This is a genomic window from Micromonospora sp. NPDC048947, assembly GCF_040649495.1.
Taxonomy (GTDB): Bacteria; Actinomycetota; Actinomycetes; order Mycobacteriales; family Micromonosporaceae; genus Micromonospora; species Micromonospora alfalfae.
In genome coordinates this window covers 115,615-129,534 of sequence record NZ_JBEZFO010000008.1, presented here as the reverse complement: position 1 = coordinate 129,534, position 13,920 = coordinate 115,615, and the positions used below count along the sequence as shown (strand labels likewise).

Sequence of the window (13,920 nt, the reverse complement as noted above, 5' to 3'; positions counted from 1 at the left end):
ACGAGCTGATCACCGTGGCGAAGTACTGGCGCAGCTGGGCCGGGACCCTACGGGGTCCCGGCGCGGTTCTGCACGTGACCCTCGACCCGCCGACGGCGAGCCCCGCACCGGCGACCCAGGCGTCGGGGGCATCTCCGGCGCCCGGGCGTACACCCCGAGGGGTCGGACGGTCCGCGAGGAACGCGCCACTCCGGCGCGCGGGCAGGGTGCGGAGCAGCGGCGTACACCGCGCAGCAGCACCCGGTCCGGTGACCCCTTCCGGCCGGCGTTGCAGGTGCTCGACGGGGGCCGGGCCGCCGCCCGGGCTGGCCGGCGCGACGCTCCGGCCGCCGGACGCGGTCAGGTGGTGCGCACCGTCGCGTCGCGTACCCCCCGTGGCCTGGCCGGCGACGAGCCGCCGCCGCGTCGCCGGACCACGCCCCGCGCGCCGCGGCGCACCGACCGACCGGCGGCCCGGCGGCCGATCCGCAAGCCACGACGCCCACCGAAGCTTGCCGACTCGCGGCTGCGGCTGCGGCTGGGCACCGTGCTCGCGCTGACCCTGTTCGCTGTCATCGGGATCCGGCTGATCTTCCTCCAGGCTGTCGACGCTCCGGCGTACGCCGGGGGCGGCACCGCCGACCGTCTCCGCACCGTCGAGCTGCCGGCGCCCCGGGGTGCTATCTACGACAGCACCGGCGCGCCGCTGGCCCGCAGTGTCGAGGCACGGTACGTGTTCGCCGACCCGACCAAGGTGGAGGACCCGCCCGGCGTCGCCAAGGCGCTCTCGCCGCTGCTCGGCATCCCGGTGTCGAAGCTCATGGAGTTGATGAAGCCCCGCAAGCTGGAGAACGGCAAGGACTCCACGTTCGCCTACCTCGCCCGGGGTGTGGAGATCCCGACCGCCAAGCGGGTGCAGGCGCTGGAGCTGCCCGGTGTCGGCGTGCACCGCGACGAGCGCCGCGAGGTGCCCGGCGGTGACCTAGCGGCCAACCTGCTCGGCTTCACCAGCCAGGACATGGACGGGCTGGAAGGGCTGGAGGCCCGCTACGACGACGTGCTCGCCGGTCAGGACGGCAAGCGGGTGTACGAGGCCGGCCTCGGCGACCTCGACGCACCGATCCCGGGCGGCTACAGCCGGACCACTGTCGCCAAGCCGGGCAGCTCGCTCGCCCTCACCATCAACGGCGACCTGCAGTTCCGGACGCAGCAGATTCTCAGCGCCGGAATGGCCCAGGCGCCGGGTGGCACCGGCGCGGCCGTGATCATCGAGATTCCCTCCGGCGCGGTGCTGGCCCAGGCCAGCAACCCCACCTACAACGCGGCGAAGCCGACGCCCAGCGACCCGGTCGCCCGGGAGGACGCCGCGACCAGCTTCGTCGTCGACCCGGGCTCGGTGCACAAGGCCATCACCTACGGCGCGGCGTTGCAGGAGGGGGTGATCACCCCGGACACCACGCTGCCCATCGCCAACAGCATCAAGAAGGGCGACACCTGGTTCTCCGACACCCACCCCGCCGACGGCAAACGGATGAGCGTGCCGGGAATGCTCGCCTACTCGTCGAACGTCGGCACGATCACGATCGCCGACAAACTCGGGCCGGACCGGCTGATCGACTACCAGAAGCGATTCGGGCTGGGCAAGCCCACCGGCGAGGGGATGCCCGGGGAGGCCAGCGGGCGACTGCTGCCGGCCGACGAGTGGAGCGAATCGTCGCAGGGGTCGGTGCCCATCGGGCACAGCGTCGACGCCACCCCGCTGCAGATGGCCGCCGCGTACGCCGCCATCGCCAACAACGGCACGTACGTGCAGCCGCACCTGGTCAAGGAGGTGATCGGGCCGGACGGCAAGCGCACCCCCGCGGCGGCCCCGGTGACCCGGTCGGTGCTCAGCCCGCAGAACGCCGCGGCCCTGCGCACCATGCTGGAGGCGGTCACCACCGTCGACCACGCCACCGGCCTGACCGCCGCGGTCCCCGGTTACCGGGTCGCCGGCAAGACCGGCACCGGGTGGCGGCTGGTGAACGGCAAGAAGCAGCCCGGTGAGGTGTCCTCGTTCATCGGGATGGCCCCCGCCGAGAACCCCCGCTACGTGATCGCCGTCTTCGTCTACGCGCCCAACGGCGGAGGCGCGGCGATCGCCAATCCGGCGTTCCGGGACATGATGCAGTTCACTCTGCGTCACTACCGGGTGCCGCCCTCCACCGGCGGATCCGCGCCCAAGTTCGTGGTCTATCCGCGCTGAGCAGCAATGGCGGGACATCATCGGTGAGTGCCGACGAACCACCGGGGCGGCTGTGCGGCCGGAACCGGACGACCGGGTAGGGTCTGACGCCGTGCCCGGCAATCCACGTCCACGTACCGTGACCGGAGTCCGGCTCGGTGATCTCGCCGTCCGGCTCGCCGTCGACCTTCCGGCGGACGCCGCCGCGGTGGTCGTCACCGGGGTCACCCATGCCAGCCAGGAGGTTCGCCCCGGCGACCTGTACGCGGCGCTTCCCGGTGCCCGTCGGCACGGCGCGGAGTTCGCCGCCGGCGCCGTCGAGGCGGGTGCCGTGGCGCTGCTGACCGACACTGCCGGTGCGGAGTTGGCGGCGGGAACCGGTCTGCCCGCCCTGGTGGTGCCCGACCCGCGCGCCGTGCTCGGCGAGCTGGCCTCGGCCGTCTACGGCGATCCGACAGCCGATCTCACAGTGATCGGAGTGACCGGCACCGCGGGTAAGACGTCCACCGCGTACCTGATCGAGTCGGGGCTGCGGGCCGCCGGGCACACCACCGGGCTGGTCGGGACGGTGGAGACCCGGCTCGGTGATCTGGTGATCGACAGTGTCCGCACCACCCCCGAGGCGACCGACCTGCACGCCATGTTGGCCACCGCCCGCGAGCGTGGGGTCACCGCAGTGGTCATGGAGGTCTCCAGCCACGCGCTGGCCATGGGCCGGGTGGGCGGTGTGCGGTTCGCCGTCGGCGGTTACACCAACTTCGGCTCCGACCACCTCGACTTCCACGCCGACAGCGACGACTACTTCGCCGCGAAGGCCCAGCTCTTCGACGGGCGCTGCGCGGTCGAGGTGCTCAACCACGACGACCCGGCGTTGACGCCGCTGCTCAAGCCGACCACTGTCACCTACTCGGCGGCCGGTGAGCAGGGCGCGACCTGGTGGGCCGACGGTGTGGGCGGCGAGGGGTACGCGCAGCGGTTCACCGCGCACGGCCCGAACGGCGTGACGGTGTCCGCCGGTGTCGCGCTGCCCGGCCGGCACAACGTGGCCAACGCGCTGCTGGCCATCGCCGCACTGGTCGGTGCCGGGGTGGACCCGGTGACCGCGGCGGCCGGTGTGGCTGCCTGCGGGGGCGTCCCGGGCCGGCTGGAACTGGTCGACGTGGCCGCGCCGGTGCGCGGGGTGGTCGACTACGCCCACAAGTCGGACGCGATAGTGGCCGCGCTCGCCGCGCTGCGCGAGTTGAGCGCCGGCCGACTGATCTGTGTGATCGGCGCCGGTGGGGACCGGGACCGGGGCAAGCGGCCGGTGATGGGCGCCGCCGCGGCGGAGGGAGCCGACGTGGTGCTGGTGACCGACGACAACCCGCGTACCGAGGATCCGGGGGAGATTCGCGCCGAGGTGCTGGCCGGGGCGTACCGGGCCGGCACTGCCGCTCGGATCATCGAGGTGGCGGGCCGCCGCGCAGCTATCGACGAGGCGGTGCGGCTGGCCGAGCCGGGCGACGTGATCGCGCTGCTCGGCAAGGGCCACGAGCGCGGCCAGGAGGTGGCGGGTCAGGTGCTTCCGTTCGACGACAGCATCGAGTTGGCCGAGGCGTTGCGGGCCCGCTTCGGGGACCTGGCGGGTCAGCGGTGATCACGCTGAGCCTGGCCGAGGTGGCCGCGGCGGTCGACGGGCGGCTGGTGGCCGCCGACCCGGCAACCACAGTCACCGGGTCGGTGGAGTTCGACTCGCGCAAGGTGGGGCCCGGTTCGCTCTTCGTGGCCTTCCCGGGGGAGAAGGTCGACGGACACGACTACGCGGCGACGGCGATCCAGGCCGGCGCGGTGGCGGTGCTCGGCAGCCGAGAGGTGCCCGGGGTGCCGATGGTGCTTGTCGACGACGCCCTGACCGCGATGGGCCGACTGGCCCGCGCGGCGGTGGACCGGCTGCCCGGGCTGACCGTGATCGGTGTGACCGGCTCGTCCGGCAAGACCACCACGAAGGACCTGATCGGTCAGCTCACCGCCCGGCTCGGGGCCACCGTGGCGCCACCCGGCTCGTTCAACAACGAGCTGGGGCACCCGTACACCGCCCTGCGGGCTGACTCGGACACCCGCTACCTGGTGATGGAGAAGGGCGCGCGCGGGGTCGGGCACGTGCGGTACCTGTGCGAGCTGGTGCCGCCCCGGATCTCCGTGGTGCTCAACGTCGGCACGTCGCACATCGGCGAGTTCGGCTCGCAGGACGCCATCGCCCTGGCCAAGGGCGAGCTGGTCGAGGCGCTGCCGCCGGACGGGCTGGCCGTGCTGAACGCCGACGACCCCCGGGTGGACGCGATGGCGGGCCGCACACAGGCCCGGGTGGTCCGCTACGGCGAGGCGCCCAATGCCGACGTGCGCGCCGAGGACGTCACGCTCGACGAGCGGGGTCACCCGTCGTACACACTGGTCACCCCGGAGGGTCGCGCCCCGGTGCGGCTCCGGCTGGCCGGCCGCCACCAGGTCGGGAACACCCTCGCGGCGGCGGCGGTCGCCCGGGAGCTGGGCATGCCGCTGGCCGAGCTGGCCACGGCCATCGGCGAGCTGGGGCTGGTCTCGACCCGACGGATGGACGTCTTCGACCGCCCCGACGGGGTGACAGTGATCGACGACTCGTACAACGCCAACCCGGCCTCAATGGCGGTCGCGGTGCGGGCGCTCGCCAGCATGGGGCAGGGGCGGCGTACCGTCGCGGTGCTTGGTTACATGGCCGAGTTGGGCCCGTTCGAGTACGACGGCCACGCCGAGGTCGGCCAACTCGCGGCCGAGCTGGGTGTCGACCGGCTGCTCGTGGTGGGCGAGCCGGCCGCGCCGATCCACGAAGGCGCGACAGCTGTAGCAAACTGGGGAGGAGAGTCGGTGCTGCTCACCGATCAGGCGGCGGCCGTCGAGGTGCTGCGGAGCGAGCTACGACCGGGTGACGTCGTCCTGGTCAAGGGCTCCCGGTACCGGACCTGGGAGGTGGCCGACGCCCTGCGCGCCGACGCCGGTGGGGAGTCGGCCCGATGAGGGCGGTCATCGTCGCCATCGGGGTGGCGTTCCTCGTCTCGCTCTTCTGCACCCCGATCGCGATCAAGGTCTTCACCCGGCTCAAGGCCGGTCAGCCGATCCGGTCCGACGGCCCCGCCATGCACCAGGGCAAGAAGGGCACGCCCACCATGGGTGGCGTGGTCTTCATCCTGGCCACCGTGATCGCGTACGTGGCCGGGCACCTCGCCCTGACCACCCTGCCGGACCAGCAGATCGCCCAGGTGGAGCCGACCATCACCGCGCTGGTGCTGCTGGGCCTGATGGTCTTCTCCGGCGCTGTGGGTTTCCTCGACGACTTCCTGAAGGTGCGCAAGCGCAACAGCGCCGGGCTGAACAAGCGCGGCAAGTTGCTCGGGCAGATCCTGGTCGGTGCGGTCTTCGGCGTGATCGCGCTGTGGTTCCCGAGCACGATGACCAATGGTTCGGGCCTGGCGACCAACACCGAGACGGTGGGCAGCACCACGCTGAGCTTCATCCGGGACATCGACTTCCTGGAGGTCAGCAAGGTCGGCGCGGTGATCATCTTCATCTTCGTAGTGATGGCCGCGACGAACGGCGTCAACCTCACCGACGGCCTGGACGGTCTGGCCACCGGCGCGTCGGTGATGGTGCTCGCCGCGTACGCGCTGATCGCGTTCTGGCAGTACCGGCACTGGTGCGCCGACCCGAACTACACCCAGCCGTACTGCTACGAGGTCCGTGACCCATTGGAGATCGCGCTGATCGCCGGGGCGGCGGCCGGTGCCTGTGTGGGCTTCCTCTGGTGGAACACCTCCCCGGCGCGCATCTTCATGGGCGACACCGGTGCGTTGGGGCTGGGCGGTCTGATCGCCGGCATGGCGATGTCCACCCGCACCATCCTGCTGCTGCCGATCATCGGCGGGCTCTTCGTGATCATCACGATGTCCGTGGTGATCCAGATCATCTCCTTCAAGACCACCGGTAAACGGGTGTTCCGAATGTCTCCGCTCCAGCACCACTTCGAGTTGGCGGGCTGGAGCGAGGTCAACATCGTGGTGCGCTTCTGGATCATCGCCGGCATCGGCGTGGCCATCGCCCTGGGCCTGTTCTACAGCGAGTTCCTCGCCAACATGACCTGATCCCCGCCCTCCGCACCCCCCGCCCCCTCGCCCCGTCGATCTTGCACTTTCGGTTGGCGCAACGTCCACTTATGGGCGTTTGGTCGCCACCCAAAGTGCAAGATCGACGCGTGTCGGCGGCGGGGGTGGGGAGGGTTCGACACGCCCGGTGGGGCGTTGTGGGGCGCGGGGGCCCGTCAGCGGTGATGATGTCGGGGTGGGGGAGGAAATCGGCACCGAGGATGGGACTGTCGGACGGCCGCGACGGTCGCCGAGCGCGACGCGTACACCGTCGGCCGGCGGGGCGCGCGGCCCGGAGCCCGGCGCGGGGGCCCGCGAACCCGGGCCGCCGGCGCGGGAGGCCGGGCCGGCGGGACGCGAGCCGGATGCCGTGGCGACCGCACCGCTGCGCGGTATCGACGCGGCCGGCGGGCTCGCCGCGCTGCGCGGCCTGCTGGACCGGCCGCTGACCTCCTACTACCTGCTGCTGTCCTGTTCCGGCCTGCTGCTGCTGATCGGGCTGACGATGGTCTTCTCGGCGACCAGCGTGAAGGACTACGCCGAGGACGGCAACGCCTCGGCCTCGGTGACCAAGCAGGCCATCTTCGCGGTGATCGGCATCGGCGCGTTCTGGGTCTGCCAGCGCCTGCCGGCCAGCACCTACCGGTCGCTGGGCCGCCCGCTGCTCTTCACCTCCGTCGTCCTGCTGGTGGTGCTCAACCTGCTGGTCGCCTACGCCCGGCTGACGAACCAGAAGACAGGGCAGATCGGCCCGATCGAGGCGCGGCTCAACTGGCTCTTCGTCGGCGGGATCCAGCTTCAGCCATCCGAGCTGGCCAAGTTCGCGATGGTGCTCTGGGGTGCGCACATCGTCGCCCGCAAGGGCGCCGCGCTCGGGTGGTGGCGCGAACTGGCCACCCCGCTCTTCCCGGTGGTCGGCCTGCTCTTCGTCCTGGTCGGCTACAACGACACCGGCACGATGCTCTGCCTGCTGGCCCTGATCGTGGGCCTGCTCTGGGCCGCCGGGGTGCGGATACGGGTCTTCGGCGCCCTGGCGGCGGCCGGGCTGGTCGGGATCGGCCTGTTGGTGGCGGTGGCCTCGCTGGGCGCCGGCTCCGGCGAGCGCGGCGAGGACAACTACCGCTTCGCCCGGCTGGACATGTTCTTCAATCCACCGGACCCGGAGACCTGCAAACTTGACGGCTGTCTGCAGTTCTACCAGGGGCGGCTGGCCATCGAGCACGGCGGCTGGTTCGGTGTCGGGCTGGGCAAGGGCAGCCTGAAGTGGGACTGGCTCCCTGAGGCGCACAACGACTTCATCTTCGCGATCATCGCCGAGGAGCTGGGCGTGATCGGGTGCGTCGTGGTGCTCAGCCTCTTCGCGGTCCTCGCGTACACCGGTTTTCGGATCGCCCGGCGGGTCGACGACCCGTTCCGTCGGCTCGCCGCCACCGCCGTGACCACCTGGCTGGTCAGCCAGGCCGTGATCAACATCGGTGGGGTGGTGGGGCTGCTGCCGATCACCGGTCTGCCGCTGCCGTTCATCTCCGACGGCGGAAGTGCCCTGGTGGTGACGTTGGCCGGCATCGGCATGCTGGCGTCCTTCGCCCGCGCCGAACCCGATGCGGCCAGAGCACTGCATGCCCGTCCGCCGGCCCGGTGGGTCCGACTACTCTGGGCCCCGTTGCCGCCGCTTCCCGGCCGGCGTCGCCGACCGGCGACGCCGCCCGCTGGCCGAGGGTCCGTACCCCGGTCCCGCGAGCGGCGCCATGACGATCAGGCCGCGCCGCGCGGGGTCCGACAGGACCGGAGCCGCGGTGGTACGGCGAGCGAGAGGAGACGCTGATGGGTCCGCTGCGTTCGGTGGTGCTCGCGGGAGGTGGCACCGGGGGGCACGTCTACCCGCTGCTCGCCTTCGCCGACTGCCTTCGCCGACACGACCCGGGCGTCCGGATCACCTGCCTCGGCACACCACGGGGCATGGAGAACGACCTGATCCCGCCACAGGGCTACGACCTGCGGCAGATCCCGGCGTACCAGCTGCCCCGGTCGGTCAACATGAACCTGGTCCGCACACCGGGCCGGATGTGGACCGCGGCGCGCGCCGCGGGCAAGGTGATCGACGAGGTGCGCGCCGACGTGGTCGTCGGCTTCGGCGGGTACGTCTCGGTGCCGGCCTACCTGGCCGCGTGGCGCCGCGAACTGCCCATGGTGATCCACGAGGTGAACGTGCCACCGGGCGTGGCCAACAAGCTGGGCATGAAGTTCACCAAGAACGTTGCCGTCGGCTTCCCGAACCAGCCGAGCCAGGCCGAGTCGCTGCGGGACGCCACAGTCGTCGGTGTGCCGCTGCGCCGCAGCATCGCCGGTCTCGACCGGTACGCGCTGCGTAACGCCGCCCGCGCCCACTTCGGGCTCCGCCCGGACCTGCCGGTGCTCTTCGTGTCCGGGGGCTCGTCCGGCGCCCGCTCGATCAACCTGGCGGTCTCCGGGGCGGCAAAGGAGCTGGCCCGCAACGGCGTGCAGGTGCTGCACGTGATGGGCGCTCGCAACGAGCCGGTGCCGATCCCCACCGACCTGCCGGTGCCGTACGTGACGTTGCCGTACCTGTCCGAGATGGAGCTGGGCTACGCCGCCGCCGACCTGATGCTGGCCCGGGGCGGGGCGATGACCGTCGCCGAGGTGGCCGCGATCGGGTTGCCCACGATCTACGTCCCGTACCCGCACAGCAACCAGGAGCAGCGGCGCAACGCGCTGCCCGTGGTGGAGGCCGGCGGTGGGCTGCTGGTCGACGACGGGGAGCTCACCCCGGACTGGCTGGAGCGCACTGTCATCCCCCTCATCCGTGACCCGCAGCGGCTCTACAACATGGGTGCCGCCGCCGGGTCGTACGGCCGGCGCGACGGCGACGAGGCGCTGCGTTCCTTCGTGCTGGCGGCGGTGGCCCGATGACCGCGCAGTTCACCCCGGCCGGCACGCTCACCGCTGAGGACCTGGGCGCCGTCCACCTGATCGGGGTGGGTGGGGTGGGCATGCTCGGCGTGGCCCGGCTGCTGCTCACCCGTGGTATCCGGGTCTCCGGCAGCGACCTGCGGGAGTGGCCCTCGCTGGCCGGCCTGCGGGCGCTCGGCGGCACCATCCACCTCAGCCACGAGGTGAGCAACCTCGACGGCGTGGACACCGTCGTCTACTCGTCGGCAATTCCCCAGGACCACCTGGAGTTGGTCGAGGCGCGTCGGCGTGGGCTGCGGGTGCTGCACCGCTCGGAGGCGCTCGCCGCGGCGATGACCGGCCGTCGGGCGGTGGCAGTCGCCGGCACGCACGGCAAGACGACCACCACCTCGATGGTGACGATGGTGCTCCAGCAGGCCGGAGTGGACCCGTCCTTCGTGATCGGTGGAGAGATCTCCGAGGTCGGTTCGGGCGCCCACCACGGCACCGGCGAGCACTTCGTTGTCGAGGCGGACGAGAGTGACCGCTCGTTCCTCATCTACCGCCCGTACGTCTCGATCATCACGAACGTCGAGGCGGACCACCTCAACACCTACGGCGACTACGCGACGCTGGAGGCGGCGTTCGTGGAGTTCGCCCGCCTCACCGACCCGGACGGGTTCATCATCACCTGCGCCGACGACCCGGGCGGTCGGCGGTTGGCCGAGAGCCTGCGGTCCGCGGGGCGACGGGTCTTCACCTACGGCGAGGCAGCCGACGCCGACCTGCGGTTGACCGAGATGGTCTCCTCCGCGCGTGGGGTGCGCTACCTGGCCGCGATCGACGGCCGGTCACTGGGCGAGTTCCGGCTGCCGGTGCCGGGGCGGCACATGGGGCTGAACAGCGCCGCGGCGGTGCTGGCCGCGTACCTGCTGGAACTGCCGCTGGAGGCGGCGGAGGCCGCGCTGGCGGTCTTCCCCGGGGTGCGACGGCGCTTCGAGCGCAAGGGTGTCGCGGACGGTGTGCTGATCTACGACGAGTACGCCTACCACCCGACCTCGATGAAACTGGCCATGCAGACGTTGCGCGAGGTCGCCGGGGACGGCCGGCTGATCGTCGTCTTCCAGCCGTACCGGCTGTACCGCACCCGCGACAACCAGGCGGAGATCGCCGAGGCGCTGGCCATCGCCGACGAGGTGGTGCTCCTGGAGGTCTTCGGGCCCGGTGAGTTGCGTCAGCCCGGCGAGGGTTCGGCGGCGCTGATCGCGGCTGTGGATCTGCCCGCCGACCGCAAGGTCTTCGTGGAGTCGTGGGAGCAGGCCCCGATCGAGGTGGCCCGCCGCGCCCGCTCCGGGGACGTGGTGGTCACCATGGGCGCCCCACCGATCTCGCTGATGGGCGACGAGCTGCTGGCCGCCCTGGGTGAGCGTACGGCCGGCTCGGCACCGACCGCGACCGTCGACCCGGTGGCCACCACCCCGGCGATCGGTGATCCGGTGCCGGGTGGGGCGACGGCCGGCGGCGACGGCGCGGCTCTCGGTGGCACCGCCGTGCCCGGCGGCTCGGCGCCCACGGCCGGATGAGTCCCGGCCCGGCCCGAGGGCGGACCAGCGCCGCCGACGGCGGCGCCCCGCGCCGCGGTCCGGCCCGGCGGTGGCAGTTGGTCCGGGCGGGCCGCGACGCGGTACCGCCCTCGACCCGCCGGTTCATGGCCCGTGCCCGGCAGCGTCGCATGCGTGCGGCGCTGCCGTGGGCGGTGACCGCCGGGGTGCTCGCTCTGGCCGGGCTGGTCGCCTGGACGGTGCTCGGTACCGGGCTGTTCGGTGTGCGGGAGGTGCGCGTGGAGGGCACCGAGCTGGTCACCCCGGTGCAGGTGCACGACGCGGTCGGCGTGCCGGACGGCGTGCCGTTGGCCCGGGTGGACCTGACCGCCGCCGCCCGTCGGGTCGGCGCGCTGCCGGCGGTGGAGCGGGCCACTGTCTCCCGGGACTGGCCCGGCGCGCTGGTGGTGCGGGTGACCGAGCGGACCGCGGTGGCTGTGGTGCCGCAGGGCGAGGCGTTCGCCCTCATCGACCGGAGCGGCGTGGCGTTCCGGACCGTGGAGCGACGCCCCGCCGACCTGCCACAGGTGACGGTGGCCCGGCCGGCCGCCGACGACCCGGGCACCCGGGCCGGGCTGGAGGTGCTCGTCGCGCTGACGCCCCAGCTGCGCGCGGAACTGGTGGACGTGAACGTGGCGGGGCTGGCCCGGATCAGCCTGCGGTTGCGCGGCGAGCGGACGGTGGTCTGGGGCGACGCGACCCGGGGTACTGACAAGGCTCGGGTGGCCACCGCGCTGCTCGATGAGGACACCGACCGGATCGACGTGAGCGCACCGGATGTGGTGACCTTTCGTTGACCGGTGAGCGTGCGCGGACGTGACCCGTGGCGCTCCGCGCGGCGACACGCCGCCCGGGTCCTTGGCTCATAGCGCGGTGGCGCTTACGTTGCCTCGAAGAGCTTCAGTGGTTGACATAACTGTAAGCCTCTAGTAGAGGGTTAGGGTTCACCCCTGATCCTCGTTGGTGACAGCTGTCGTCGGCCGCTGGTCTGGCCACGCCGTAACCGGTCGGCCGAAGCCAATCTCGAAGGAAAGGACCGGAGATGACACCTCCGCACAACTACCTGGCGGTCATCAAGGTCGTCGGCATCGGGGGTGGCGGCGTCAACGCCGTCAACCGGATGATCGAGGTTGGGCTCAAGGGCGTCGAGTTCATCGCGATCAACACCGATGCGCAGGCGCTGCTGATGAGCGACGCCGACGTCAAGCTCGACGTCGGTCGGGAGCTGACCCGTGGCCTGGGGGCCGGGGCCAACCCGGACGTCGGGAAGAACGCCGCCGAGGACCACCGCGACGAGATCGAGGAGGTGCTCAAGGGCGCCGACATGGTCTTCGTGACCTGCGGCGAGGGCGGCGGCACCGGCACCGGCGGCGCGCCGGTGGTGGCCAACATCGCCCGCAAGCTCGGCGCGCTGACCATCGGTGTGGTGACCCGGCCGTTCTCCTTCGAGGGCAAGCGCCGCCAGGTGCAGGCCGAGACGGGGATAGACGAGCTCCGCAACCAGTGCGACACGCTGATCGTCATCCCGAACGACAGGCTGCTGGCCCTGGGCGACCGCAACATCAGCATGATGGACGCGTTCCGCACGGCCGACCAGGTGCTGCTCTCGGGTGTGCAGGGCATCACCGACCTGATCACCACCCCGGGTCTGATCAACCTGGACTTCGCCGACGTCAAGAGCGTGATGAGCGGCGCCGGCAGCGCGTTGATGGGCATCGGCAGCGCCCGCGGCGAGAACCGCGCGGTCGAGGCGGCCGAGGCGGCCATTTCCAGCCCGCTGCTGGAGCAGAGCATGGACGGCGCGCGGGGCGTGCTGCTCTCCATCGCCGGCGGCTCCGACCTGGGTCTGTTCGAGATCAATGATGCCGCCCAGCTGGTCACCGACGCGGCCCACCCGGACGCCAACATCATCTTCGGCGCGGTCATCGACGACGCGCTCGGTGACGAGGTGCGGGTGACTGTCATCGCGGCGGGCTTCGACGGTGGCACGCCCGCGTACAAGGCGGCCGAGCCGACCCGTAAGACCAACACCAACCAGCCGGCACCGCAGAGCACCCCGGCGCCGGCGCCGGCCACCAACCCGGCTCCGGCCCAGTCGCCGCGTCGCGTGCTCTTCGACGACGTGGACGTTCCCGACTTCCTCAAGAACGGGTCCTGAGCACCGCCGATGACCGACAGCTCAGCCACGGTACGTCCAGATCGGCACGCCGAACTCGCGGCCGGTCTGGCCCAGGTTCGGTCCCGGGTCGATGACGCCTGCGCGCAGGCCGGCCGGGATCGCGCCGAGGTAACCATGATCGCGGTGACGAAGACCTACCCGGCCAGCGACGTGTTGGCGCTGGCCGGGCTCGGGGTGACCGACATGGGGGAGAACCGCGACCAGGAGGCGGCCGGCAAGGCCGCCGAGGTGGCTGCCGCCGGGGTGCGTCCCCGCTGGCACTTCATCGGCCAGTTGCAGCGCAACAAGGCCCGCTCGGTGGTCCGCTACGCCGACGTGGTGCACTCCGTCGACAGTGTCCGGCTGGCCCGGGCGTTGGCCACCGCGACTGCCGACCGGCAGGAGCCGCTCGACGCTTTGGTCCAGGTGAGCATCGACGGCGACGCCGCGCGGGGCGGTGCCCTGCCCGGCTCGGCGGATCCGGCCGCCGGTCTGGAGCCGGTGGCCGAGGCGGTGGCCGACGCGCCGGGGTTGCGTCTGGTCGGTCTCATGGCGGTCGCTCCGCTGGGGTGGGAGCCGGAGCGGGCGTTCGCCCGGCTCGCGGAGGTCGCCGACGCGTTTCGGGCCGTCCATCCGGGAGCCACCGCGCTGTCCGCCGGTATGAGCGGAGATTTCGAAATCGCGATCCGTTACGGCGCGACACATGTCCGCGTCGGTAGCGCGTTGCTCGGAATGCGTCCCACGCTGCGGTAGCCTGACCGCGAGACAAGCAAATTACATCAGTGTTGTTTCAGGGGCGGGCGTCTCCTTAGTCGGGGGTCGTGGCGCGCGACGCGAATCGCGCGCCGGGGGGATTGCCGTTCCGGTCCGGTGGGCATGGTTGTCCACTCGCGACGG

At 72.0% G+C, this 13,920-nt stretch carries 10 protein-coding genes; all 10 read left to right on the top strand.

Features of this window, described 5'->3' with window-relative positions; all coding sequences use genetic code 11:
• Window positions 1–25 precede the first annotated feature (25 nt).
• The 10 genes from AB0B98_RS14115 to AB0B98_RS14070 all read left to right on the top strand — a co-directional run bounded on the left by AB0B98_RS14115 (window position 26) and on the right by AB0B98_RS14070 (window position 13,776).
• Entirely contained in the window at window positions 26–2,224 is a 2,199-nt protein-coding gene (locus AB0B98_RS14115) for a penicillin-binding protein 2 (protein ID WP_357363022.1), read from the top strand.
• 52 nt (window positions 2,225–2,276) lie between these two features.
• A complete protein-coding gene (locus AB0B98_RS14110; RefSeq protein WP_357362887.1) occupies window positions 2,277–3,839 on the top strand; it encodes a UDP-N-acetylmuramoyl-L-alanyl-D-glutamate--2,6-diaminopimelate ligase in 1,563 nt (520 codons plus the stop codon).
• Complete coding sequence (gene murF / locus AB0B98_RS14105) at window positions 3,836–5,233, top strand: UDP-N-acetylmuramoyl-tripeptide--D-alanyl-D-alanine ligase (protein ID WP_357362885.1); 1,398 nt, start codon at window positions 3,836–3,838, stop codon at window positions 5,231–5,233. The genes AB0B98_RS14110 and murF overlap by 4 nt, the downstream gene beginning before the upstream one ends.
• Window positions 5,230–6,354, top strand: a complete 1,125-nt coding sequence (gene mraY, locus AB0B98_RS14100) for a phospho-N-acetylmuramoyl-pentapeptide-transferase (protein ID WP_030334519.1) — start codon at window positions 5,230–5,232, stop codon at window positions 6,352–6,354. Before murF ends, mraY begins: the two co-directional genes overlap by 4 nt.
• Window positions 6,355–6,724: 370 nt before the next feature.
• The gene (locus AB0B98_RS14095; protein ID WP_238667485.1) at window positions 6,725–8,179 is read left to right on the top strand and encodes a putative peptidoglycan glycosyltransferase FtsW; all 1,455 of its coding nucleotides are present in this window, start codon (window positions 6,725–6,727) and stop codon (window positions 8,177–8,179) included.
• On the top strand, window positions 8,179–9,285 hold the full coding sequence (murG, locus tag AB0B98_RS14090) for an undecaprenyldiphospho-muramoylpentapeptide beta-N-acetylglucosaminyltransferase (RefSeq protein WP_238667384.1): 1,107 nt from the start codon (window positions 8,179–8,181) through the stop codon (window positions 9,283–9,285). The genes AB0B98_RS14095 and murG overlap by 1 nt, the downstream gene beginning before the upstream one ends.
• A complete protein-coding gene (gene murC / locus AB0B98_RS14085; RefSeq protein WP_357362882.1) occupies window positions 9,282–10,847 on the top strand; it encodes a UDP-N-acetylmuramate--L-alanine ligase in 1,566 nt (521 codons plus the stop codon). Before murG ends, murC begins: the two co-directional genes overlap by 4 nt.
• The gene (locus tag AB0B98_RS14080; RefSeq protein WP_357362880.1) at window positions 10,844–11,662 is read left to right on the top strand and encodes an FtsQ-type POTRA domain-containing protein; all 819 of its coding nucleotides are present in this window, start codon (window positions 10,844–10,846) and stop codon (window positions 11,660–11,662) included. The genes murC and AB0B98_RS14080 overlap by 4 nt, the downstream gene beginning before the upstream one ends.
• A gap of 245 nt (window positions 11,663–11,907) precedes the next feature.
• Window positions 11,908–13,023, top strand: a complete 1,116-nt coding sequence (ftsZ, locus tag AB0B98_RS14075) for a cell division protein FtsZ (RefSeq protein WP_091407710.1) — start codon at window positions 11,908–11,910, stop codon at window positions 13,021–13,023.
• Between the two features lie 9 nt (window positions 13,024–13,032).
• Window positions 13,033–13,776 carry a YggS family pyridoxal phosphate-dependent enzyme gene (locus tag AB0B98_RS14070; RefSeq protein ID WP_238667381.1) on the top strand — a complete coding sequence of 248 codons (744 nt, stop codon included), beginning with the start codon at window positions 13,033–13,035 and terminating at the stop codon, window positions 13,774–13,776.
• Window positions 13,777–13,920: the final 144 nt, after the last annotated feature.

What these genes read in the sequence shown, in the direction of transcription:
- mraY (WP_030334519.1), top strand. Translation starts at nt 5,230, where the DNA reads ATGAGGGCGGTCATCGTCGCCATCGGGGTGGCGTTCCTCGTCTCGCTC.
- murC (WP_357362882.1), top strand. Translation starts at nt 9,282, where the DNA reads ATGACCGCGCAGTTCACCCCGGCCGGCACGCTCACCGCTGAGGACCTG.
- AB0B98_RS14080 (WP_357362880.1), top strand. Translation starts at nt 10,844, where the DNA reads ATGAGTCCCGGCCCGGCCCGAGGGCGGACCAGCGCCGCCGACGGCGGC.
- AB0B98_RS14070 (WP_238667381.1), top strand. Translation starts at nt 13,033, where the DNA reads ATGACCGACAGCTCAGCCACGGTACGTCCAGATCGGCACGCCGAACTC.
- ftsZ (WP_091407710.1), top strand. Translation starts at nt 11,908, where the DNA reads ATGACACCTCCGCACAACTACCTGGCGGTCATCAAGGTCGTCGGCATC.
- murG (WP_238667384.1), top strand. Translation starts at nt 8,179, where the DNA reads ATGGGTCCGCTGCGTTCGGTGGTGCTCGCGGGAGGTGGCACCGGGGGG.